Below are 23,853 nucleotides of genomic sequence, written 5' to 3'. Positions count from 1 at the left end.
GCGGGCGTGACCCGCGAAGACCACCATGGCGCCGGACGGGGCCGACGCATCGAACCGCGCATCGACTGGACGCTTACCGCAGGGCCCGACGCCGGCCCGCGCCGCGCTCCCGGCCCGGTGTGGCGTGATCGGCGCCATTGGCGATGGGCGGTAGCGGCCGCCATCGGCTTCATCCTGCTCGTCATCGTCCTGCGCCAGCCGCTGGCTGACATGGTGTGGCCGCAGACCCGCATCCAGTCGCTGCTCGACCAGGCGGACCAGGCGTTGCGCGCCGGGCGGCTGGACGCGGCCGACGGCAGTGGTGCGCGCCAGCTGTACGAAGCGGCGCAGGCGCTCGACAACGATCGTACCGAGGCGGCCGACGGCCTGCGCCGCGTCGCACTGGCCGCGCTGCAGTCGGCGGACGCGGCCCTGCAGCAGAACCGGTTCGACGACGTGCGTGCCCGGCTCGCGCTCGCCCGCGACCTGCAGGTGCCGCGGCCGCAGGCGGATGCGCTGGCGGCGAGACTGCGCGCGCGCGAGGTCGAGCATGCGGGTATCGACGGCCTGCTTGCGGCGGCGGCGCGTGCACACGCGGACGAGCAGCTGTGGGGCGGTGAGGACACGGCCCTGCCGCTGTACCTGCGCGTGCTGGCGCTGCAGCCGACACGCATCGAGGCGTTGGAGGGCAGGGAAGACGCGTTGTCGGACCTGCTGCAGGAAGCCGGATCGCAGCTCCGTCGCGGCGAGCTCGGCGAGGCGGCGGTCAGGATCGCGGCGGCGCGGACGTTCGACGCCGGCCATGTCGATCTGCCGCAAGCCGAAGCCGCGCTGGCGGCCGCAGTGGATGCGCAGCGTCGCGCAGGTACGCGCGACCTGGCGCGAGGCCGGCTCGCCTCCGCACGCGCGGCCTATGAGGCGGTCGCGTCGGCCCTGCCGGACGATGCTGCGGCACGGCAGGGTCTTGAGCAGGTCGGTATCGCGCATGCCCGGCAGGCGGAGCGCGAGGCCGGCGATTTCAATTTTGCGCAGGCGCAGCAGGAGCTGCGCCTGGCGCGCGAGCTGGCGCCACAGGCGGCCGGCGTGGCGCAGGCGGAGCAGGCCGTCGCGCGGGCACGACAGGCGCGGCAGCGCCAGAACGCGGCGCCGTCGATGACCGCACGCGAGCGGGACCGCCGGGTCGGTGTGCTGCTCGCACGGATGGCGCACGCCGAGGCGCAAGGCCAGTGGCTGACGCCACCGGGGGAGAGTGCGTACGACACGTTGCGCGCGGCGCAGGCGCTGTCCCCCGAAAGTGCGGCGGTGAAACAGGCGGCGATTCGCCTGATGCCCGCCGTCCGCACCTGCTACGAAGACGAACTGCGCGCCAATCGCATCCGCCGCGCGCAGGCCTGCCAGCAGGCCTGGCAGACCCTGGAGCCGCGCGATCCCGCCTTGCAGGACGCACGCCGACGGTTGGCGGAAAAATGGATCGCGGTGGGCACGGAACGCCTGGGTGCGGGCGATCTGGCGTTCGCGGGGCAGGCGTTGCAGGAGGCGCGGCGGCTGGATGGCGCGGTCGCCGGCCTGGACGACTTCGCCTCGCGTGTCCGCGTGGCGCAGGCGGCCATCGCTCCCTAGTGCAGGAAGACGCGGCGCACCGTGTCGCGGGCGGCGTCCATCGAGAAATGGCGGGCGATGTTCTCGCGACCGTTGTCGGCGAGCCGCTGCCACAGCGCCGCATCGGCGTACAGTCGCAGTACCGCTTCCGCAAACCCCGCGGCGTCGTCGGCCACCAGCACGTCGTGTCCGTCCGTCAGGTGCATGCCTTCGATCGCGCACGAGGTCGCCACCACCGGTTGCCCGTGCGCCATGCTCAGGTTGACCTTGCCCTTCACGCCGGCGCCGAAGCGCAGCGGCGCCAGCGCGATGCGAGCGCCGGCCATGTAAGGCTCCAGCTCCGCCACGTGCCCGTGCACGATAATGCCCGGCTGCGACTGCAGGGCGAGCACCTCGGCGGGTGGCGCCATCCCGATGCAGTGGAAGCGGATGCCGGGTTGCCGTGCGCGGATCAACGGAAACACCTCGCCGCCGAACCAGCGCACCGCATCGACATTGGGCGGATGACGGAAGCCGCCCACGAACACCAGATCGTGCCGTTGCCCGAAGGGAAGCCCGCTATCGGCCACCTCGTGGAGGTTCGCCACCACCTCCACGCATGCATCCGGCAGCAACCCGGCCAGCATGTCGCGCTCCACCGGACTCACCACCAGCGTGGCATCGGCCTGGCGGATCAGCGTGAGCTCGCGGTCGCGCGTGCGTTCGGCGGCGCGTTCCAGGCCTGCATCGCCCGCCAGTTCGGCGCCGCGCCGTTCGCGCAGGAAGTGCAGGTCGACCGTGTCGAACACCACCTTGGCCTGCGGCGCGAAGCGCCGGACCAAGGGCAGGAACTCCGCAGCCACGTAGTGGCGCGACAGCATGACCACGTCGAAGCGGTGGCCGTGCTCGCGCAGCCACGCCGATGCGCGTGCCGCGAACGGTGCGTGCCAGGCCTCGATGCCATGGCGTCGCAGTCGCGCGGTATCGTCGCCTGCGTGGTGAAGGTCGGCGGGCAGGAACACGACATGGGCCCCGTCTTCCACCAGCATCCGCATCAGGTTGACCAGGCGCAGGGAGGCGGAGTCGTGCAGCGGACGCGGCGTTTCCGCATCGACGACGAGGATCTGCCGTCGCGGACGTACGACCGAGCCGGCGGTCGGCACGGTGCCGGCGCGCGGCTGTCGCGCGAGCGCTTCCCGCCATTTTTCCGCGAACACGCCACGGTTGCGCACCTGGTAGGCCTTGGTGCCGCTTGCGGTGTCGGTGCCGGAGGTGATGCCTTCCAGATGCACCACCCGCGATGCGGGCTGGTAGAGCACGCGAAGACCGCGCGCGCGCACGGCGAAGGCGAGGTCGGTGTCTTCGTAGTAGGCCGGCGCGTAGCGCGTGTCGAAGCCGCCCAACTCGCGGAACAGAGGGGTAGGCACCGCGACGGCGGCGCCCGAACAATAGTCCGCGTCGCGCAGGCTGGCGTAGCGGGGATCGTCCGGCGAGTCGAAGCGTCCGTAGTTCCAGGCCGAGCCGTCGTCGAACACCACGCCGCCGGCTTCCTGCAGGCGTCCGTCCGGGTAGATCAGCTGCGCGCCGACCAGGCCGGCATCCGGGTGGGCTCCGAACGTATCGAGCAGCGCATCCAGCCAGCCCGGTTGCGGCACCGTGTCGTTGTTGAGGAAAACCAGATGGGCGCCGTTCGCCAGCGCCGCGCCGTCGTTGCACGCCGCGATGAAACCGCCGTTGGCGGGGCGGCGGTGGTATCGCAGTCCGGCGATCTGCGGCATCCATTCGCCGGTCTCGTCGCTGGACCCGTCGTCGACGACGAGGATCTCGCAGGTCGCGGCCGGCGGGTATTCCGCCAGGGCGCGCAGGCAGGCGAGCGTGTAGGCCGCCTGGTTGTAGACCGGAATCACGATGCTGGCGCGCGGGGCATCGTTCGCCGGTACCGCGAACGGCGCGAACGGTGCCGCCGCGGGAACATGGAGCGGCGCGGAGGCCGGAAGCACGCGACGCGCGAACTGCCGCCGTACTCGCGCCCACGTGGGGCCCAGGCCCCGCGTGCGCAGGCTGGCCAGTCCTCGCCGGACCAGGCCGCGCATGCGTTCCAGCATGAAGCGCACGTCGGCCCACGACATCGACATTCCGTTGCAACTCCAGCTGAGCAAGGGGGAAACGGGCCGGGCGCACCGCGGATGGCTGCGCTAGACTCGCCCGAATTCCCATTGTCGCATCCCCTGTGGCCCGCAACGACTACGACGACGAAGCACTGGACGAAGACGACATCGACGACGGCGACGGTCCCGTCTGGCGGCAACGCCTGCTGACATGGGGCCTGGCCGCGGTGGGTCTGGGATTGGGCTTCCTGATCCCGTACACGCTGTACCTGAACCACCAGGTCACCGAACGTTTCGGCGAGTTGCGCTGGCAGATCCCTACCCGCGTCTATGCGCGGCCGCTGCAGGTCGCGCCGGGCCTGGCGATGGATGCGCAGACGCTGAAGACCGAACTCGATGCCGCGGCGTACCGCGACGACGGTAGCGGCGAGAGCCCGGGCACCTACACGCGCGAGGGTGGCCGCTTCACCATTTCCAGTCGTGGCTTCATCGACGTGGACGGGCGTGTGATACCGCGCCGGTTGCAGGTCAGCCTGTCCGATGGCCGTATTGCCGCGGTGCGCGACCTCGGCCGCAAGCAGAACCTCAAGGCGGCGCGGCTGGATCCGGCGCGCATCGCCACGTTGTACGGACAGAAGCAGGAAGAGCGTCGGCTGGTGCGGCTGGAAGAGGTGCCGGAACTGCTGGTGACCGGCCTGCAGGCGGTCGAGGACCGCGATTTCAAGGACCACCACGGCATCGACCTGTCGGGCATGGTGCGCGCGGCGTGGTTGCTGGTGCGCTCCGGCGGCGACACGCGGCAGGGCGCCAGCACGCTGACCCAGCAGCTCGCACGCAGCGGCCTGCTCGGCATCGGCAAGGAACAGACGCCGACGCGCAAGTTCAACGAGATCCTCTACGCGCTTATCCTGGAGGCGCGCTACGACAAGCGCACGATCCTGGAGGCGTACTTCAACCAGGTGTACCTGGGGCAGCGGGGCAGCCAGGCGATCCACGGCGTCGCCGCCGGCGCGGAGTTCTGGTTCGGGCGCGACCTCGACAGCCTGACCACCGAGCAGATCGCGCTTCTCATCGGCATGGTGAAGGGGCCGTCGTACTACGACCCGCGGCGCAACCCGGAACGTGCGAAGGAGCGCCGCGACTACGCGCTGCTCAAGCTGCACGAGACCGGCCTGCTCGACGATGCCGAGTACAAGCGTGCGCTTGCCGCGCCACTGGGCGTGACCAAGACGCCGGGCATGGCCGCCGCCAACCGTTTCCCCGCCTACGTGGACCTGGTCCGCCGCCAGCTGGCGCGCGACTATCCCGAGAGTGCGCTGCAGGGAGCAGGCCTGACGGTGCTCACCGGCATGTCGCCGTCGGCGCAGGCGTACGCCGAATCGTCGGTGACGCGCACGATCAAGGCGCTGGAGAACAAACGCCGGCCGACGCTGCAGGCCGCCATGGTGGTGACCGACGTGCACGACGGCGACGTGCTGGCCGTGGTCGGCAGCCGCAACGTGTCCGAAGTCGGCTTCAACCGCGCCGTCGAAGCGCAGCGGCCGGTCGGCTCGCTGTTGAAGCCATTCGTCTACCTGCTCGCGCTGGCGCAGCCGGACCAGTATTCACTGGCGTCGTGGGTCGACGATTCGCCGGTGACCGTGCAACTGGGCAAGAACCGGCGCTGGACGCCGGCCAACGCCGACCGCCGCAGCCATGGCACCGTGCGCCTGGTCGACGCGCTGGCGCGCTCGTACAACCAGGCCACCGTGCGCGTGGGCATGAAGGTCGAACCGGACCGCCTGGCGCAACTCATCCGGGTGCTGGCCGGCATCCAGGCGGAACCGAACCCGGCCTTGATCCTGGGCTCCACCGACCAGAGCCCGTACGCGATGGCGCAGCTGTACCAGTTCCTCGCTTCGGGCGGCGAGATCCAGCCGCTGCACGCGGTGCGCGGAGTGCTCGATCCCGATGGCAAGCTGCTCAAGCGCTACGACAAGACGCCGGCGCCGGCGCAGGAAGGCGATTCGATCGCCGCCAACCTCATCACGGTGGCGTTGCAGCAGGTCGTATCGAACGGCACCGGCCGCCAGCTGATCGGCGATGGCCTGGGTCGTTTGCAGTCCGCGGGCAAGACCGGCACCAGCAACGACAGTCGCGACAGCTGGTACGCCGGCTACACCGGCGATCACCTCGCGGTGGTGTGGATGGGCAATGACCAGAACGAGCAGACCGGCCTGTACGGCGGCACCGGCGCGATGCGCGTGTGGTCGGGCCTGTTCGCGCGGTTGCCCAGCGCACCGCTGAAGGTGTCGGGCAAGGGCCTGGACTGGCAGTGGGTCGCCGGATCCAACACCACCGATGCCAGCTGTCCGGAAGCCCGGCAGCTGCCGTTCGTCTCCGGCTTCGCACCGGCCTATGCGCCTTGCGTCATCGAACAGGCGCCGGTCGAGGGCGAGGAATCCGAAGGTGGCGGCTGGCGCAGCTGGTTCGGCCTGGACCGCAAGGAAGAACCCGCACCGCCGCCACAGGAAGCGCCTCCGCAACAGCCATGACCATGAAGTACGCATTCCCGCTTTCCCTGATCCTGCTGGCCGGCTGCGTCTCCGCGCCGGTGCCCGATGCGCCGGTCGTGCGCGATCCGGTGACGCCGGACCAGCGCGTCGCCGCCATCGATGCCGCCGCCGGGGACGACGACCGCGAGCTCGCCGTGCAGCCGCTGCGCGATCCGCAGGTCGAGGATCTGCGCGAGACGGCGCAGCAGGCGCGCGCGGCGCGCGACGTCGCCAGGGCGGCGGACGCGTTGAACCAGGCCTTGCTGCTGGTGCCGGAAGATCCCGCCGTGCTGCAGGAACGGGCCGAAGTGGCGATGCTGCAGGGCGACTACGCGCGCGCGGACACACTGGCGCAGCGCGCCTTCCAGCTGGGCTCGCAGGTGGGTCCGTTGTGCCGCCAGCACTGGGAGACCGTGCGTCAGGTGCGCCAGCATGAACTCGCTGTGCATCAACCTCTGCCCGCACGGCACACGCCGGAGGACGCGGCCCAGCATGCCGCGCGCGCGGCGACCCTGCAGGCGGCGATCATCGAGGCGGAGAGCAAGCGCGACGCCTGCACCGTGCCGGTCATCGAGCGGATGTGAGGCGCATGCCGCGTCCGTGACGCGGTACCCTTGCCGCTGCACGCCGCCTCCTGTTTTCCTGATGTCCCAGCTAGCCCAGGCCAGCCGCGATGCCCTCAGCGAGGGCGGTGCGCTGGCGGAACGACTCGATGCCTTCGCCCCCCGCGACGCCCAGCAGCGCCTGACCGCGGCGATCGCCGACGCCTTCGACGCGCGCGACGTGCTGCTGGCCGAAGCCGGCACGGGCACCGGCAAGACCTTCGCCTACCTGGTGCCTGCGCTGCTGTCGGGCCTGAAGACCATCGTCTCGACCGGCACGCGCGCGCTGCAGGACCAGCTCTACCATCGCGACCTGCCGCGTGTGCGCGATGCGCTCGGCGTGGCCGGGCTGAAGTCCGCGCTGTTGAAGGGACGCAGCAACTACCTGTGCCGCTACCGCCTCAACCAGGCCAAGGGCGATCCGCAGGCGCTGCGCACCACGTTCACCAGCCGCGAGCAGGTGGACCAGTTCCAGCGCATCGTCGCGTGGGGCGGACGCACGCAATACGGCGACATGGCGGAACTGGCCGCGTTGCCGGACGACTCGCCGCTGCTGCCGCTGGTCACGTCGACGATCGACAACTGCCTGGGCAGCGAGTGCCCGTTCTGGGACGACTGCTTCGTGGTGCAGGCGCGCCAGCGCGCACAGGCGGCCGACATCGTGGTCGTCAACCACCATCTGCTGCTCGCCGACCTGGCGCTGAAGCAGGAGGGCTTCGGTGAGATCCTCCCGGGCGCGCAGGCGTTCGTCATCGACGAGGCGCACCAGCTGCCTGAACTCGCCGCCAATTTCTTCGGCGAAGGCTTCGGCATGCGGCCGCTGCAGGAACTGGCGCGCGATTGCCTGACGGAGTCGAAGGACGCGGCGGGCGCACTGGCCGCCTTGCAGCCGCCCGTGCGTGCGCTGGAACAGGCGTTGCGCGAGGCGCGCGCGGCCATGGAGGGCATGCCGGCGCGCGGCACCCGCGAGCGCCTGCTGGCCAGGCCCGAGGTCGGCGCGGGGTTCGATGCCATCGAGCATGCGCTCGCCGACCTGTCCGCGGCGCTCGCACCGCTGGCGCAGGCGTCGTTGGGGCTCGAAGCCTGCGCCGCGCGCGCCACCGAATTCGCCAAGCGCCTGTCGCGCTGGCATGCCGCGCCGTCCGGCGCGGGTGCATTCGACGACACGGAGGAGGCGGCGCAGGCCGACGATGGCGACGTGCTCTGGTACGAACTCACCCCGCGCGCGTTCCGTTGCCAGCGCACGCCGCTCGATGTCTCCGGACCGCTGCGACAGCATCGCGAGCAGTCTCGCGCGGCGTGGGTGTTCACCTCGGCCACGCTGGCGGTAGGCGGTCGCTTCGACCATCTTGCCGTGCGGCTCGGCCTGGACGATCCGCCGACGCTGCTGCAGCCGAGTCCATTCGATTGGCCACAGCAGGCGCTGTGCTACCTGCCTACCGGCCTGCCCGATCCGAATGCACCGGGCTACGGCCAGGGGCTGATCGCGACCTTGCGGCCGGTGCTGGAGGCATCGCAGGGACGCGCGTTCCTGCTGTTCGCCTCGCACCGTGCGTTGCGCGAAGCCGCGGAGGCGCTGCGGGGTGGTCCCTGGCCGCTGTTCGTGCAGGGCGAGGCGCCGCGCGGCACGCTGCTGCAGCGGTTCCGCGAGTCGGGCAACGGTGTGCTGCTGGGCGCGGCCAGTTTCCGCGAAGGTGTCGACGTGGTCGGTGATGCGCTGAGCGTGGTGGTGGTGGACAAGCTGCCGTTCGCCGCGCCAGACGATCCGGTGTTCGAGGCGCGTCTTGAAGCGGTGCGCCGAGCCGGCGGCAATCCGTTCCGCGACGAACAACTGCCGCAGGCGGTGATCGCGCTGAAGCAGGCGGTCGGCCGCTTGATCCGCAGCGAGACCGATCGCGGCGTGCTGGTGCTGTGCGATCCGCGCCTGACCGGCAAGCCCTACGGCCGCGTGTTCCTCGACTCGCTGCCGCCGTTCCGCCGCACCCAGCGCGTGCAGGACGTACAGCGCTTCTTCGGTGCCGAGGTCGAGGAGGCGGCGCCGTCGCCGGCACGTGCCGGCGATGCGGACGACTGGTTTGCGGACGCGCGCTTCTGACCGGACCGGATCCGACGCCTGACACGGGTATCGGGTTGGGTTAAACCCTCTGCCTGTCTGTTGCATCTGACGAAGGACTTGCCTTCGTCTGGTCCAGGAGTTCGAGATGGGTTTTCGCGTGTCGTGGTTCTCACTGGTGTTGCTGTGCGCGGCGGGCATACCGGTACAGGGGCGCGCCGCCGAGCCTGCGCCGGAGCCTGCGAAGGTCATGATGCTGGGGGTGTTCCACTTCGCCAATCCTGGTCGGGACGTGGTGAAGGCGGACGTCATCGACGTGATGACGGCCGCCAACCAGGCCTATCTGGCGGGGCTGGCGTCACGACTGGCGGCATTCCGGCCGACCGATGTGCTCGTCGAATGCGAGCGATCGGCGCAGGCGCGGCAGGATGCGGCCTATGTGGCGTACCGTGATGACGGCGCGACGCTGGGCATCAACGAAATCCAGCAGATCGGCTACCGCGTGGCCAAGCTGGCCGGCCTCGATGGTGTGACCTGCTTTGACGAAGATGAGGTGCACTGGAAGGGGGAGGCGTTGTTCGCCTACATCGCCGAGCGCGAGCCTGACCGGAAGGCGGCCATGGACGCGGTGTTCGCGGCATTGTCCGCACGCGAGGCGCGAGAGCAGGCGACGCTGCCGTTATCCGAACTGCTGCGGCTGGCCAACAGTCCGGAGCGGGATCGCGAGAACAAGGACCTGTACATCGCCACGAATGCGGCGGATGCCGGCGGCGGATTCGTGGGCGCCGATGCATCGGCCAGCTGGTGGCATCGCAATTTCCGCATGTACGCCAACGTGCAGAAAGCAGCCGCGCCCGGGCGCCGCGTGCTGGTGATCGGTGGAGCAGGCCACACCGCGATCCTCCAGGATCTGCTGGCGATAGACCGGCAGCGAAAGGCCGAGCCTGTGGCGCCATACCTGACGCCTTGAAGACGAGGCCCGCAGCGGGAGGCAGGTAATCAGGCAGTACCCGACGTCCAGAGAGCAGCGGCGGGGTTTCCACCGATGCGGGGTGGCGATCGCGCAAACGCGCCAGCGTTTAAGCTAGCCCCCTTTCCCCGTCCCGTCCGTCCTATGAATCTGCTCGCCTTCGAAACCGCTACCGAAGCCTGTTCCATTGCCGTCTATGTCGATGGCGAGGTGCGCGAGCGTTTCGAAATCGCGCCGCGACGGCATGCCGAACTTGCGCTGCCTTGGGCCGAGCACCTGCTGGTGGAAGCAGGCATCGTGCGCAGCCAGCTCGATGCCATTGCGCTGAGCCGTGGTCCCGGCGCCTTTACCGGCGTGCGCCTGGCCATCGCGCTCGCGCAGGGCATCGCGTTGGCGCTGGACCGGCCACTGGTGCCGGTGTCCACGCTCGCCGTGCTGGCCTCGCAGGTGCCGCCACCGTGGGTGACGGCGGGCGAAGGCGGCTGCGATGTCGGCACCGCGCACCCCATTCTTGCGGCGATCGACGCGCGTATGGGCGAGGTCTACACGGGCACCTTCGTGCATCGTGGCGACCGTCTCGAGGCAACGTCGGGCGAAGCGGTGATCGCACCGGCCGATTACGCGCTGGCGGGTGATGACGCCGGCTGGATCGGGGTAGGGACCGGTTTCGCGGCGGGCGAGGGTGTGCTGGCCGCGCGCCTGTCATCCCGCTTCGTCCGCATCGATGCACAGGCATTGCCGCATGCGGCGGATCTCGCGCGACTCGCGGCAGACGCGTTCGCCCGGGGCGAGATGGTGGCGCCCGAGCTCGTCGAGCCCGCCTACCTGCGCAACAACGTCGCGCTGACGCTGGAAGAGCAGAAAGCCTTGCGCGCCTCACGCTGAGGCGGGCGCCTGCGTTACTCGTCGCGCACTTCGCCGCCCGGCAGGAAGCGCCAGGTGCGGGTGACGTGCAGGACGTCGACGTTTTCCGCCGTTTCCGGCAGCGGCGGGAACGGCGAGGACAACTGCACGATGCGCTGCGCCGTCGAGTCGAGCAACGGCACGCCGCTGGACTGGATGATGCGCGTCTGCTCGACGCTGCCGTCGCGGCGCACCGCCACGCTGATCACCAGCGTGCCGGCCAGGCGCCGGCGGCGCGCTTCGTCGGGATAGTTGAGGTTGCCCACGCGCTCGGCGCGATCCACCCAGGCGCGCAAGTAGTTCGCGTAGACGTATTCCTTGGTGCTGGCCGAGACGAACTTGCGCTTCGGCCGCTTGGCGTACAGCTCCGAGCGCAGGTGGTACTCCGCCGCCAGTCGTGCCATCTCGGCATCGCGCTGCACTTTCTGCTCGCCCTGCGGCAGTTCGGGCTGGTCCGGCTGCGGGCGCGCTTCGGCGGCAGGCGCGCGCGTCTCGCTGTCGCGCGTGGTCACCACGCGGCTCTCCGGCGGCGGCACCGGCGCGGTGGTCTGCGCACGCAGCGGCTGCGGCGCCAGGCCGGTGTCGGGTTGGGGGATCCAGCCGGCCTGGCTGTCGCGCGGGCGCTTGGCCTGCTCGCTTTCGCCGCCGCCTTCCTGGTTGGCGGCGGCGAGGAAGTCGGCTTCCTTCGGCGTCAGCGGCGTGCTGGTCTGGCTCAGGATCACGTCCAGCGTCGGCATCACCGGCGCGGCGTCGTCTAGGGCGAAGCCCACGCCGAGCACCAGCAGGCCGTGCACGATCAGCGACAGCGCCAGGGTGGCGCCGAGGCGTTCGTTCGCGCCGATCTTCGGCGGTGGAACGGGGACGGCCGACATCTCAGGCGGCCAGCTTCTTCTCGATGGCGTCGAACAGCTGGCCGGCGATGTTCAGGCCGTACTGGCCGTCCAGCTCGCGCACGCAGGTGGGGCTGGTGACGTTGACCTCGGTCAGGTAGTCGCCGATCACGTCCAGGCCGACGAACAGCATGCCGCGACGCTTCATCTCCGGGCCGACCTGCGCGGCGATCCAGCGGTCGCGCTCGCTCAGCGGACGGCCCTCGCCGCGGCCGCCGGCGGCCAGGTTGCCACGGAACTCGTCGCCCTGCGGAATGCGCGCCAGCGCGTAGTCCACCGGCTCGCCATCGACCAGCAGTACGCGCTTGTCGCCGTCCTTGATGCCGGGGATGAAGCGTTGGGCCAGGGTGAAGTTGCCGCCGCCGATCAGCGTTTCCAGAATGACGTTGGTGTTGGGGTCGCCGGCCTTCACGCGGAAGATCGAGCGGCCGCCCATGCCGTCCAGCGGCTTCAGCACCGCCTCGCCGTGCTCGGCCACGAAGGCCTTGAGCGCGGCCGGGTCGCGGCTCACCAGGGTGGGAGGGCAGCATTGCGGGAAGAGCAGCGCCGCCAGCTTCTCGTTGAAATCGCGCAGGCCCTGCGGATCGTTGACGATCAGCGCGCCGGCCTGCTGCGCGACGCCCAGCACGTGCGTGTCGTAGAGATACTGGTCGTCGACCGGCGGATCCTTGCGCATCAGCACGACCTGGCCGGGGCCGAACGTCAGCGTGCGCGTGTCGCCGAGGGTGGACCAGCCGGCCTTGTCGTCCTTCACCGTCAACGCCGCGACCTGGGCCTGGGCCACGCCCTCGCGCAGCGACAGGCGGCCGGGAATAACGTATTGGAGGCGGTGACCGCGCCGCTGGGCTTCCAGCAGCATGGCGAAGGTGGTGTCCTTGGCGATCTTGATGGACCCGATCGGGTCCATGACGACGATGACGTCCAGCGGCATGGGGGCGGTTCTGCGGGAGACGCCGCATGGTATCAGGGCGGACGCGGCCGCCGGTCCGGACGCCGGTGGAACACCGCGTCCGTCCGGTGGCGGAAAATTGAGACGTGGATCGCATGATGCCGTTCAGCGACGCGCACCGGAAAGGCGCGGCTTGACAGTGCGCGCCGGGATGGGGGATATAAGCAGCAACGCAGCGTGGCCGGTTCGTCAATGAAGCCACGCGCGCATGGGGAAATCAGGTAATGACGCAGAACGAAGGCCAGGCCGGTGGACTCCACGGCCTACGGGTCATGGTGATCGATGACTCGAAAACCATCCGCCGCACCGCGGAAACCCTGCTGAAACGCGAGGGTTGCGAAGTCGTGACCGCGACCGACGGGTTCGAGGCCCTGGCCAAGATCGCCGACCAGCAGCCGCAGATCATCTTCGTGGACATCATGATGCCGCGCCTGGACGGGTATCAGACCTGTGCGCTGATCAAGAACAACCAGGTGTTCAAGTCCACGCCGGTCATCATGCTGTCGTCCAAGGACAGCCTGTTCGACAAGGCGCGCGGGCGCATCGTCGGCTCGGAGCAGTACCTGACCAAGCCGTTCACGCGCGAGGAACTCCTCGACGCCATCCGCGCCCACGTCAGCACCTGAGGGGCTGGCGCCATGGCGACCATTCGCACTGAGTGCACAGGGGGCGGGCGATGATCCGCACACCGTTCGATACGCTGGCCGAATACGAGCGCCGCAGCCTGGCGCATGCCGTGCTACAGCCGGCGCGCGAGATCGCGCAGGACCAGTACCGTGGCGTCGGCTACCGCGTCGGCAAGCGCCGGCTGATTTCCAACTTCGGGGAAGTGGTGGAAATCGTGCAGATGCCGCCGGTCACGCCGGTGCCGGGCGCGCAGCCGTGGCTGCTGGGGATCGGTAACCTGCGCGGCAACCTGTTTCCGGTCGTGGACCTGAAGCAGTTCCTCGAAGGCGAACGCACCGTGCTGCACGAGGGCCAGCGCGTGCTGGTCATGCGCCAGGCCGGTGGCGATGTCGCGCTGACCATCGACGAGCTGTACGGCCAGCGCAGTTTCCACGAATCGCAGCAGGTCGAGCCGGGGGATCTGGCGGACGGCCGCTACGGGCATTTCATCGATCGCGCTTTCGCCAGCGACGATCAGCGGTGGGGCGTTTTCGCGCTGGGGCTGTTGGCGCGCACGCCGGAATTCCGCCAGACCGCGCTCTGAGCGCGGACGACAAGAACAATCAGGGGTTGAACGATGAGCACTGCGACGGATTCTCCTAGCGCCGGCAAGGTCGGCAGTTTCGGCAACAATTTCTGGCTGTTGCTGCTGGCGCTATCGGTGCTGGTCTTCGGTGCCAACACCGGTGTGGCCACCTACCAGGGCAGTCGCCTGTCCGGCGCCAGCACCGGCGCATCGGACATGCGCGTGCTGTCGCAGCAGTTGACCAACCAGGGCCGGGAAGCCGTGGCCGGCAACGCCGAGGCGTTCAAGGCGTTCAAGGAGACCAAGCAGTCGGTCGAATCCACCGTCTCCGACCTGCAGACCCGCTTCGGCAACGAAGGCGCCATCTCCGGCCCGCTGGCCAAGCTGAGCGCCACCTGGGCGCCGCTGGGCAAGAACGCCGACCAGATCGTCGCCTCCGAAGCCGCCGTACTGGCGCTGGCCGGCAACGCCGACCGGTTCGCCACCCAGGTGCCCAGCCTGCAGGCACAGCTCAACGAAGTGGTGCGTGCCATGTCCGCCGGCGGTGCGCCGTCGTCGCAGATCTACAGCGCGCTGCAGCAGGTCGTGCTGGCCGGCACCATGGCCCGCCGCGTGACGGAAATCCGCGCCGGTGGCGCCGGTGCCGCCACCGCTGGCGACGCGCTGGGCCGCGACGCCGTGCTGTTCGGCCAGGTGCTGGACGGCCTGCGCGAAGGCAATCCCGACCTCGGCATCGCCCCGGTCCGCAATGCCGCCGCGCTGTCGGCCCTGCAGAACTCGCAGACCCTGTGGACGGCGATGAAGAAGGACCTGGACGCGATCCTGGCGAGCTCGCGCAACCTGTTCGCCGCGCAGTCGGCCGCCGCCGCGCTCACCAACGGCTCCGGCCAGATGCTCCAGGACAGCACCAACCTGTTCCAGGCGTTCTCGGCGTTCGGCTCGGTGCGCGACACGCGCCTGTTCCCGAACTTCTGGCTGGGCATCGCCTCCGGTGCCGCGGCGCTGATCTCCATCATCGGCCTGCTGTACTCGCTGTACCGCACCCGCCAGCGCGAGCAGGAAATGCGCTACCAGACGCAGGTGGAATACAACAGCCGCAACCAACAGGCGATCATGCGGCTGCTGGACGAAATTTCCTCGCTGGGTGAAGGCGACCTGACGGTGAAGGCCTCGGTGACCGAGGACATGACCGGCGCGATCGCGGACGCCATCAACTACGCCGTGGACGAACTGCGCAACCTGGTGACGACGATCAACGACACCTCGGTGCAGGTGGCGGCGTCGACGCAGGAAACGCAGGCCACCGCGCTGCAGCTGGCGGAAGCCGCCGGCCACCAGGCCGACCAGATCACCACCGCCTCCGACCGCATCAGCGAGATCGCGACCAGCATCGACCAGGTGTCGAAGAACTCCACCGAGTCCGCCGAAGTGGCGCAGCGCTCGGTGCAGATCGCGACCGAGGGCGCGGGCGTGGTGCGCGAGACGATCCGCGGCATGGACCAGATCCGCGACCAGATCCAGGAAACCTCCAAGCGCATCAAGCGCCTGGGCGAGTCGTCGCAGGAAATCGGCTCGGTCGTGGAACTGATCAACGACATTTCCGAACAGACCAACATCCTGGCGCTCAACGCGGCCGTGCAGGCGGCCTCTGCCGGTGAAGCGGGGCGCGGTTTCGCGGTCGTGGCCGACGAAGTGCAACGCCTCGCCGAACGCACCTCGGGCGCGACGCGCCGCATCGAATCGCTGGTGCAGACGATTCAGGCCGATACCAACGAAGCGGTCAGCTCGATGGAGCAGACCACCGCCGAAGTGGTGTCCGGTGCGCGCCTGGCCGAGGACGCGGGCACCGCGCTGGGCGAGATCGAGCGCGTGTCGAACGACCTCAACAACCTGATTAAGGGCATCTCCAGCGCCGCGCAGCAGCAGTCGTCGGCGGCATTGGACATCACCCAGACGATGGGCGTGATCCGCCAGATCACCTCGCAGACCTCGCTGGGCGCCGGCCAGACCGCCGAGTCCATCGGCCACCTGGCGCAGTTGGCCGCGGACCTGCGCCGCTCGGTCGCCGACTTCAAGCTGCCGGGCTGAGGACGGGACGCACTGCATGAACTTCCTACGCCATCCCGCCTGCCAGCAGCGCAAGGCTGACGGTCCTGCCGTCGCCGCGGGAGCACGCCCATGAGTGCGCTGCGCGAAGCCATGAGCCACGCCGTGCTCGGCTGGGTCAAGCCCGAACTGGACGAAACGCTGCGCCTGGTCCGCCAGGAGATCGAAGCGTTCGTCGAAGCCCCGGCCGATACCAGCCGCATGCGCTTCTGCGCCGGTTACCTGCACCAGGTGCAGGGCACGCTGCGCATGGTCGAGCTGTACGCGCCGGCGATGGTCGCCGAAGAACTCGAACTGCTCGCCAAGGCGTTGCAGGACGGTGCCGTGGGCGATCGCGACGAGGCGTGCGCCACGCTGATGCGCGGCGCGGTGCTGCTGCCGGATTACCTGGAGCGCCTGCAGGAAGGGCATCGCGACATCCCGATCGTGCTGCTGCCGCTGCTCAACGAGATCCGTGCCTCGCGCGGTGCGCCGGGCCTCAACGAAAGCATGCTGTTCCCGGGCGGCGCCCGCGACGAAGCGGCCCCGAGCGAAGCCGAGATCGACCACGCGCGCAGCAGCCTGAGTGGCCGCAATCGCGAGCTGCTGGACACCGTCGGCAACGCGGTCAAGGAAGAACTGCTGCGCGTGAAGGACGCGCTGGACCTGCACCTGCGCACGGGCAGCGACGCGAACGAGCTCGACTCGCAGGTCACCGAACTGGGCAATGTCGCCGATACGCTCGGCATGATGGGGCTGGGCGTGGCGCGCGACGTCGTGCTGCAGCAGCGCGACACGTTGCGCGAGGTGGCCTCCGGGTCGCGTCCGGCCGACGAGGGCACCCTGCTCGACGTCGCCGGTGCGCTGCTGTACGTCGACGCGTCGCTGGACGACCAGGTCGCGCGGCTGGGTAGCGGCGATGCCGAACAGGACCCGAGCGCGGCGGAATCGCAGCGCACGGTCGAGGTGCTGGCGCAGGAAGCCATCATCAACTTCGCTGGTGCGCGCGAGCGCTTCGTCGCCTTCATCGAAACCAACTGGGACCACGCCGAACTGGCGGATGTCCCGCGCCTGCTCGACGAAGTGGCGGGCGCGCTGCGCATGCTCGAACTCGGCCAGGCCGGCGACTACGTCGTCGGCGTGAAGCGCTACGTGAGCGGCGAACTGATCGGCAAGAAGCGCGTCCCCGGTGGCCAGCAGCTGGACACCCTGGCCGACGCGATGGCCAGTCTGGAGTATTACCTGGAGGCGCTGCGCGAGCGGCGTCCCAACCGCGAGGACATCCTCGAGATCACCCGGGGCAGCCTGGAAGCGTTGCGCTACTGGCCGTTGCCGGCGGAAACCGTCGCGCCGTCGGAAGCGCCCGTCGTCGAAGCGCCGGTGACCGTGGCGACGCCCGCCGCCGAAGCGGTCTCCGAACCTGTCGCCGAAGCACCTGCGCCGGCGTCGTTCGGCACGCTTTCGCTGGAGCCGCTCGATGCCGCGCCGGCGCCGCCGTCGAACGCGGGTGCGAACCCGTTCGATCCCGTGGGCTTCGAGGAGGAAGGCACCGCTTCGCCGGCGACGATCGAGGCGGAGGTGCCTGCATTCGACCTGCCGATCGAGGCTGGCGATAGCAATGCAAGCGATACCGCGGTCGACACTGTCGACACCACGGTGATCGACACGGCGGTTGACGCGCCGGTCGACGCGCCGGTCGACGCCGAGGCGCCCGCGCCGGTGGTCGAGGCCGATACGTTGCCCGACCTGCGTCACGAGATCGCAGCGGCCGCGGCCGCCGTGCCTTCCACCATCATGGGGGGGTTCGATGGCGACAGCACCGACATCGACGACGACATCCGCGAGGTGTTCCTCGAGGAGTTCGACGAAGAGATCGTCAACCTGCGGCAGCTGCTGCCGGCCTGGCGCAGCAACACCGAAGACCTGGAGCGCCTGCGGCCGATCCGCCGCGTGTTCCACACGCTGAAGGGCAGCGGGCGCCTGGTGGGCGCCAAGACGCTCGGCGAGTTCAGCTGGAAGGTCGAGAACATGCTCAACCGCGTGCTGGACCGCACGCGCGCTCCCAGCCACGCCGTCGAAGTCCTGCTCGAACAGGCCTGCGACACGCTGCCTCAGCTCAATGCTGCGCTGCGCGGCCAGGGCAGCGTCACCGCCGACCTGGCCGGCCTGCAGGACGTGGCGGACCGCCTGGCCGCGGGCGAGGACGCGTACTACAGCGCCGAGCCGACCGTGCTGGAAGAGCAGACCGACTTCGTCGAGCCGACACCCGTGGCGCCTGTCGCCTTCGTCGACGACGCGCCGGCCGTATTCGAACCGGAAACCGAAGGCACGCCGGCGTCGGTCGACGCGGTGCTGCGCGAAATCCTCGAAGCCGAGGTCGACAATCATCTCGATACGGTAGACCACTGGCTGCAGAAGGCGCAGGTCGAAGCCACGCCGGTCACCGAGGAATTGCTGCGCGCGATCCACACGATGAACGGTGCGCTGGCGATGGCCGACGTACCGGAGATCACCCACGTCACCTCCGCGGCCGAGCAATACACCAAGCGGCTGCTGGCGGCCGGCGAAACGCCGACGCCGGAAGGCGTGTCCGCGTTCGCCGATACCGCGCAGGCGATCCGTCGCAGCGTCGCGGCACTGCAGGCGCCGTCGCCGCGCATCCCCGTGTTCGCTGCCCTCGCGGGCCAGTTGCGTGCGCTGACCGACAGCCTGCCCGACGTGCGGCAGGGTGCGCAGATCGTGGACGACACGCGCCAGGGCACCTACGTCGGCCAGACGCCGATCGCGCCGCCCGTCGGCCCGTCGGACGTCGAGCTGCTGGCGATGGACCTGTCGGCCTACCTCGATGCCGAGGCGGCCAACGGCGCCGGTGGATTCGAAGCCGCCGTGCCCGTCGAGGATTCCGTTCCCGATGCGGCTGACGGCGTGGTGATCGAAGAGGCCACGCACGACGCGGCGGAGACAGCATCGGTCGATGCGCCCGTGGTGCCGGAAACCCCGGCGCCCGTGGACCAGAGCGTCACCTTCTACGACATCGATTACCGCATCCTGCCGCGCACGCAGACGCCGGATGCCGAGGCTGCGGCACCGGCGGGCGGCGACGTCCAAGAGGAAGAGGCGCCCGCCGAGGCGGAGGAAATCGTCGTCGCCGAAGCCGATACCGGCCTGGTCGATGTCACCGAGGACGCCTCGACGGCGATCGAGGAGCCCGTTGTGGTCTCCGATGCGGACGTCGTCGGGTTGGTAGCCGACGAAGCGGCCTCCGACGCCGACGAAGATGCGCTGGTGGTCGATGGCGACCTGCCCGCGTTCCTCGCCGAGGCGGAGGACGCATCGATAACCGACGCTGGCGGCAGTGACGTGGCGACCGAAGCGGATCTGTCCGTCCCGGCCGATGACGTCGCGGCGCAGGACGAAGCCGCTCCCGCGGAACTCTCCGACGACGTGTCGGAGACCGCCGCCTGGACGACAGACGTCGCCGACGCCGTCGAAGAGGTCACCGTCGAAGAAATCACCGTCGAGGGCGATACCGTCGACAGCCTCGACGCCGTGCCGGTCTTGGCGGAAGACGAAGCGGTGGCGGCGGAAGTGCTGTCCGTTGTCCCGCAGGACGACGCATCCGCCAGCGAGACCGCTTCCGCGGATGACACCGACGCCTTGGGTTCCGTCGAGGATGCGGTTGTCGAGGACGCCGTGCCGGAGCCGGCCGCCGTCGACGAGACCGTCGAGATCCAGGACATCGTGAATGTTGTGGATGTCGAAGATGCACCTGCTGCGGAAGTCCCCGCACTGCAGGAAGTCGAAGTCGAAGCCGTTGCCTCCGTCGAAGTCGAGGAGTCTGCCGTGACCGCACCTGCCGACATGCCGGAGCCGGAAGACGCGCTCGACCTGACCGGGCTCGACCTGGACCTGGTCGAGATCTTCGTCGAGGAAGGCAACGACCTGCTGGACCACTCCGACGACCTCATCGCCAAGCTGCGTGAAACGCCGGAAGACCGCACGCTGCTCACCGGCCTGCAGCGCGATCTGCACACGCTGAAGGGTGGCGCGCGCATGGCGGGCATCCATGCCGTCGGCGACCTGGGACACGCGATCGAGTCGATGCTGGAGTCGATCGCCGGCCAGCGCACCGAGCTGGACCGCCGCGGCATCCAGCTGCTGGAACGCGGCTTCGACACCCTGCATGCGCAGCTTGCGCGTGTCACCGCGCGCCGCACCGTCTCCATCCCGGACGGCATGGTCGCGGAGTTCAACGCGCGCGCCCGCGGCATCGAACTGCCGGATGCGCCGGCGACGACGGATGCGCCCGCCGCACCGGTCGAGCTCGCGCCGCTGTCTGCGCCGATCGACACCGAAGCGGCCGCACCGGTCGAGGAAGAGTTCTTCCCCGTCGGGCAGCAGGAGCAGGTGCGCGTCCGCGCCGATCTGCTGGACCGTCTGGTCAACAACGCCGGCGAAGTCGCGATCTACCGCGCCCGCCTGGAACAGCAGCTGGGTGCGTTCCGCGGTGCGATGGCGGAACTGGACCGCACCAACATCCGTATGCACGACCAGCTGCGTCGCCTCGACCTGGAAACGGAGGCGCAGATCGTCGCCCGTTACCAGCGCGAACACGACAAGCAGGACCCGACGTTCGACCCGCTGGAACTCGATCGCTTCTCCACGTTGCAGCAGCTGAGCCGCGCGCTCGCCGAATCGGCGGCCGACATCAGCGGCCTGCAGGGCGTGCTGGACGACCTCGCGCGCCAGTACGACAGCCTGCTGCAGCAGCAGTCGCGCGTCAGCTCGGAACTGCAGGACGGCCTGATGCGCGCGCGCATGCTGCCGTTCGAAGGCATCGTGCCGCGCCTGCGTCGCGTGCTGCGCCAGGCCGCGACCGAGACGCACAAGCAGGTCAGCCTGCAGTTCTCCGGTACGCACGGCGAAATGGACCGCAACGTGCTGGACCGCATGACGGCGCCGCTGGAGCACTTGCTGCGCAACTCGATCGCGCATGGCCTGGAGACGCCGAAGGAACGCCGTAAGGCAGGCAAGCCGGAAGAGGGCACGGTGCATGTCGCCCTGCGCCGCGAAGGCTCGGAAATGGTGCTGGAGGTGTCCGACGACGGCGCCGGCCTGAACCGCGACGCCATCCGCAAGCGCGCCGAACAGCGCGGCCTGCTGCAGCCGGGCGCCGTGCTACCCGACACCGCGCTGGACCGCCTGATCCTCGAGCCCGGCTTCAGCACCGCCGACAAGGTCAGCCAGCTGGCCGGCCGTGGCGTGGGCATGGACGTGGTCTACAACGAAGTCCGCCAGCTGGGCGGTTCGCTGGAAATCAGCTCGGTGCCGGGCAAGGGTGCGACCTTCACCCTGCGCCTGCCGCAGACGCTGGCCGTCAGCCAGGCCGTGTTCGTGCAGATTGGCGAGACGCAGTTCGCCGTGCCGGTGGCAGCGGTCAGCGGCATCGGTCGCATCAGCCACGCGCGTTTCAGTGCGGGTGCGGGCAGCTACCACTACGCCGGCGAAGACTACCCGCTGTACAACCTGGGCCACCTGGTCGGCCAGGGCGCCGCCAAGGCCGAAGGCCAGCCGCAGGTGCCGCTGCTGCTGGTGCGCTCGGGCGACCTGCGCGCCGCCGTGGCCGTGGACCAGGTGCTCGGCAACCGCGAAATCGTGGTCAAGCCGGTCGGTCCGCAGATTGCGTCGATCCCCGGCATCTACGGCGCCACGATCACCGGCGACGGCAGCGTGGTGGTGATCCTGGATGCCGCACCGCTGGTGCGTCGCCACCTGGCGCAGCCGCAGGAGCCCGCGCAGCAGGCACCCGTGGTCGAACAGCGCCGCGTGCCGCTGGTGATGGTGGTCGACGACTCGCTGACCATGCGCAAGGTGACCAGCCGCGTGCTGGAGCGCCACAACTTCGAGGTCACCGCCGCGCGCGATGGCGTCGAGGCACTCGAGAAACTGGACGAGCGCGTGCCCGACCTGATGCTGCTCGACATCGAAATGCCGCGCATGGACGGTTACGAGCTGGCCACGGCGATGAAGGCCGATCCGCGCTTCAAGGACGTGCCCATCGTCATGATCACCTCGCGTACCGGCGACAAGCACCGCCAGCGCGCCTTCGACATCGGCGTGCAGCGCTACCTGGGCAAGCCGTACCAGGAGCTCGACCTGATGCGCAACGTGTACGACCTGCTGGGAATCGCCCGTGTCCGTGAGTGAAGCCAAACGCGTCGCCCTGCTGGCGCGCCCGGGCGAGGCGCGCGAGCGCCTGCGCGTGGCGCTGCACGAGGCCGGCGCCGAGATCGTGCTGGAAGACGACCCCAATGCGCTCGATGCCGAGGCGCTGGGCAACAGTGCACCACAGGTGGTGCTGGTGGCGCTGGAACCGGCCATCGAGGACAGCCTGGAACGCTTCGACAGCGTGCTGCACGATCCCGCGGTCGCGGTGATCTTCGACGAGGCCGAACTCGCCGCGCGCCGCCAGGGCTGGGACGCCCAGCGCTGGGCGCGCCACCTGGCCGCCAAATTGCACGGCCACCGTGACGTGCTGCCGCCGGGCCGCGAAGAAGACGTGGCCCTGCAGCTGGAGCCCGGCCTGCCGGTGACGCCGGCCCAGTTGCACGAAGGTGCGGAGATCTCGCTGCACCTCGAGGAGGCCGCCGGCATGGCGCTGGAACTCCCGAGCGACGATTTCGCCTACACCGGCAGTTTCCAGGCGCGCGACACGGACGAACAGGTCATCGATGCGGATGCCTGGCTGCGGTCGGCGTCCGCACAGGCGGAGGCTCCGGCCGTTCCGCCGCCACTCCCCGAATTGCCGACCGGGGGACCGCCACCGCTGCCTCCCGCACCGGCCGCGACCAGCACCGGTCACGCCGGCTTCGACCTGTCGAAGCTGGAGCTGGAACCGCTGGAAGCAGGTAGTCTCGCGTCGGCGCGCGTGCAGGGCGCGGTGCTGGTGTTCGCCGGCATCGGCGGCCCCGATGCCGTGCGCAAGCTGCTGGCCGACCTGCCGACGGGTTTCCCGAAGCCGGTGATGGTGCACCTGCGCCTCGATGGTGGCCGCTACGACAACCTGGTCCGGCAGATGGAGCGCGTGTCGCACATGCCGGTGCTGCTGGCGGAAGCCGGCAAGGCCGCCGAGGCGGGGCATGTGTACGTGCTCCCAGGTGACGTGGTGCCGTTCGTCGATGCGGGCGTAGTGAGTTTCCGCCCCGGTGCGGTGATCCACACGATGATCCCGCAGCTGCCGCCGGCCGACAGCGCCGTGTTGCTGCTGAGCGGCAGCGACACCGCGCTGGTCGATGCCGCGGCCACGCTGGGCAGTGAAGGGGCGCTGGTCATGGGCCAGTCGCAGGAAGGCTGCTACGACCCCGCCGCGCCCAAGGCGCTCGCGGCGCGCGGCGCCGACCTGGGCTCCCCCGCGCAGATCGCGCAGCGCCTGACCGACCGCTGGTTCTGAGGAACATACGATGGCCCATTCCAACGACGAAATCCGCGGCGTCCTGATCCAGGCCGGCGAGTACCGCCTGCTGCTGCCCAACGCCACCGTCGCCGAAGTGCTGACGCGCGCGCCCGTGGAGCCGGTCGCGGACATGCCCGACTGGCTGCCCGGCCGGATCGACTGGCACGGCTGGCTGGTACCGCTGGTCGCGTTCGGACGCCTGACCGGCAACGCCGGCGAACCGGTGGCGCTGAACAGCAAGATCGTCGTGCTGAAGGCGCTGAGCGGCGACAAGGATCGCCCTTATTTCGCCCTGCTGACGCCGTCGTTCCCGCGCCTGGTATCGGTGCCGCGCGACGGCCTGCTTGCCGACGCGACCGAGGAGGATCTTCCGGTCGGGGTGAAGGTCCGCGTGCTGCTCGGCGACGAAGCCGCCGTGCTGCCCGACCTGGAGCTCGTCGAGACGATGATCGGCGACGCGCTGGCCAACGCGGCCTGATGCTGCGTAGGGTGGGCCTTGGCCCACCACTCAATCCGCAAGGACTAAGAGCGCCCTGGTCTGCCGCTGCGTGGACCCG

Annotated in this window: 15 protein-coding genes and 1 pseudogene; 13 read left to right on the top strand and 3 right to left on the bottom strand. The window is 69.7% G+C overall.

The genetic code is table 11. The annotated features are described in order from the left end of the window. Positions 1-6 precede the first annotated feature (6 nt). The gene (locus tag ACSQ1W_RS14055) at positions 7-1,599 is read left to right on the top strand and encodes a hypothetical protein (RefSeq protein ID WP_436044282.1); all 1,593 of its coding nucleotides are present in this window, start codon (positions 7-9) and stop codon (positions 1,597-1,599) included. Here ACSQ1W_RS14055 and ACSQ1W_RS14050 read toward each other — a convergent pair. After that, positions 1,596-3,692, bottom strand: coding sequence for a glycosyltransferase (locus ACSQ1W_RS14050; RefSeq protein ID WP_436044281.1), 2,097 nt, complete (start codon positions 3,690-3,692; stop codon positions 1,596-1,598). The genes ACSQ1W_RS14055 and ACSQ1W_RS14050 overlap by 4 nt on opposite strands. A gap of 125 nt (positions 3,693-3,817) precedes the next feature. On the opposite strand from ACSQ1W_RS14050, the gene mrcB reads away from it, so the two are divergent. The 5 genes from mrcB (at position 3,818) to tsaB (ending at position 10,709) form a co-directional block, all read left to right on the top strand. Beyond that, a complete protein-coding gene (mrcB, locus tag ACSQ1W_RS14045) occupies positions 3,818-6,199 on the top strand; it encodes a penicillin-binding protein 1B (RefSeq protein WP_436046195.1) in 2,382 nt (793 codons plus the stop codon). A 2-nt stretch (positions 6,200-6,201) separates the two neighbouring features. Next, positions 6,202-6,783, top strand: coding sequence for a hypothetical protein (locus ACSQ1W_RS14040; RefSeq protein WP_436044280.1), 582 nt, complete (start codon positions 6,202-6,204; stop codon positions 6,781-6,783). A gap of 61 nt (positions 6,784-6,844) precedes the next feature. Then, positions 6,845-8,896 carry an ATP-dependent DNA helicase gene (locus ACSQ1W_RS14035; protein WP_436044279.1) on the top strand — a complete coding sequence of 684 codons (2,052 nt, stop codon included), beginning with the start codon at positions 6,845-6,847 and terminating at the stop codon, positions 8,894-8,896. A gap of 106 nt (positions 8,897-9,002) precedes the next feature. After that, positions 9,003-9,824: a DUF5694 domain-containing protein gene (locus tag ACSQ1W_RS14030; RefSeq protein ID WP_436044278.1), complete on the top strand. Its 822-nt coding sequence runs from the start codon at positions 9,003-9,005 to the stop codon at positions 9,822-9,824. A gap of 144 nt (positions 9,825-9,968) precedes the next feature. After that, positions 9,969-10,709, top strand: a complete 741-nt coding sequence (tsaB, locus tag ACSQ1W_RS14025; RefSeq protein WP_436044277.1) for a tRNA (adenosine(37)-N6)-threonylcarbamoyltransferase complex dimerization subunit type 1 TsaB — start codon at positions 9,969-9,971, stop codon at positions 10,707-10,709. A 14-nt stretch (positions 10,710-10,723) separates the two neighbouring features. Here tsaB and ACSQ1W_RS14020 read toward each other — a convergent pair whose 3' ends face one another. Both ACSQ1W_RS14020 and gshB read right to left on the bottom strand, forming a co-directional pair. Continuing rightward, positions 10,724-11,599 carry an energy transducer TonB gene (locus ACSQ1W_RS14020; RefSeq protein WP_436044276.1) on the bottom strand — a complete coding sequence of 292 codons (876 nt, stop codon included), beginning with the start codon at positions 11,597-11,599 and terminating at the stop codon, positions 10,724-10,726. 1 nt (position 11,600) lies between these two features. Then, positions 11,601-12,548: a glutathione synthase gene (gshB, locus tag ACSQ1W_RS14015; protein WP_436044275.1), complete on the bottom strand. Its 948-nt coding sequence runs from the start codon at positions 12,546-12,548 to the stop codon at positions 11,601-11,603. A 242-nt stretch (positions 12,549-12,790) separates the two neighbouring features. On the opposite strand from gshB, the gene ACSQ1W_RS14010 reads away from it, so the two are divergent. The 7 genes and pseudogenes from ACSQ1W_RS14010 to ACSQ1W_RS13980 all read left to right on the top strand — a co-directional run bounded on the left by ACSQ1W_RS14010 (position 12,791) and on the right by ACSQ1W_RS13980 (position 23,774). Continuing rightward, positions 12,791-13,192 carry a response regulator gene (locus ACSQ1W_RS14010; protein ID WP_055940451.1) on the top strand — a complete coding sequence of 134 codons (402 nt, stop codon included), beginning with the start codon at positions 12,791-12,793 and terminating at the stop codon, positions 13,190-13,192. Between the two features lie 53 nt (positions 13,193-13,245). Continuing rightward, a complete protein-coding gene (locus ACSQ1W_RS14005; RefSeq protein WP_192273918.1) occupies positions 13,246-13,776 on the top strand; it encodes a chemotaxis protein CheW in 531 nt (176 codons plus the stop codon). 33 nt (positions 13,777-13,809) lie between these two features. Beyond that, positions 13,810-15,846, top strand: coding sequence for a methyl-accepting chemotaxis protein (locus ACSQ1W_RS14000; RefSeq protein WP_192272681.1), 2,037 nt, complete (start codon positions 13,810-13,812; stop codon positions 15,844-15,846). Between the two features lie 90 nt (positions 15,847-15,936). After that, a pseudogene (locus tag ACSQ1W_RS13995) lies at positions 15,937-20,065 on the top strand (Hpt domain-containing protein); the annotation flags it as partial. Positions 20,066-20,079: 14 nt separating this feature from the next. After that, the gene (locus tag ACSQ1W_RS13990) at positions 20,080-22,050 is read left to right on the top strand and encodes a response regulator (RefSeq protein ID WP_436046192.1); all 1,971 of its coding nucleotides are present in this window, start codon (positions 20,080-20,082) and stop codon (positions 22,048-22,050) included. Beyond that, positions 22,037-23,293: a chemotaxis protein CheB gene (locus tag ACSQ1W_RS13985; protein ID WP_436044274.1), complete on the top strand. Its 1,257-nt coding sequence runs from the start codon at positions 22,037-22,039 to the stop codon at positions 23,291-23,293. The genes ACSQ1W_RS13990 and ACSQ1W_RS13985 overlap by 14 nt, the downstream gene beginning before the upstream one ends. Before the next feature lie 10 nt (positions 23,294-23,303). Beyond that, the gene (locus ACSQ1W_RS13980; RefSeq protein WP_436044273.1) at positions 23,304-23,774 is read left to right on the top strand and encodes a chemotaxis protein CheW; all 471 of its coding nucleotides are present in this window, start codon (positions 23,304-23,306) and stop codon (positions 23,772-23,774) included. Positions 23,775-23,853 lie beyond the last annotated feature (79 nt).

Source organism: Pseudoxanthomonas sp. LjRoot143, from assembly GCF_964252945.1.
Classification (GTDB): domain Bacteria; phylum Pseudomonadota; class Gammaproteobacteria; order Xanthomonadales; family Xanthomonadaceae; genus Pseudoxanthomonas_A.
The sequence above is the reverse complement of the archived record's forward strand: the minus strand, read 5'-3'. Positions and strand labels throughout refer to the sequence as shown.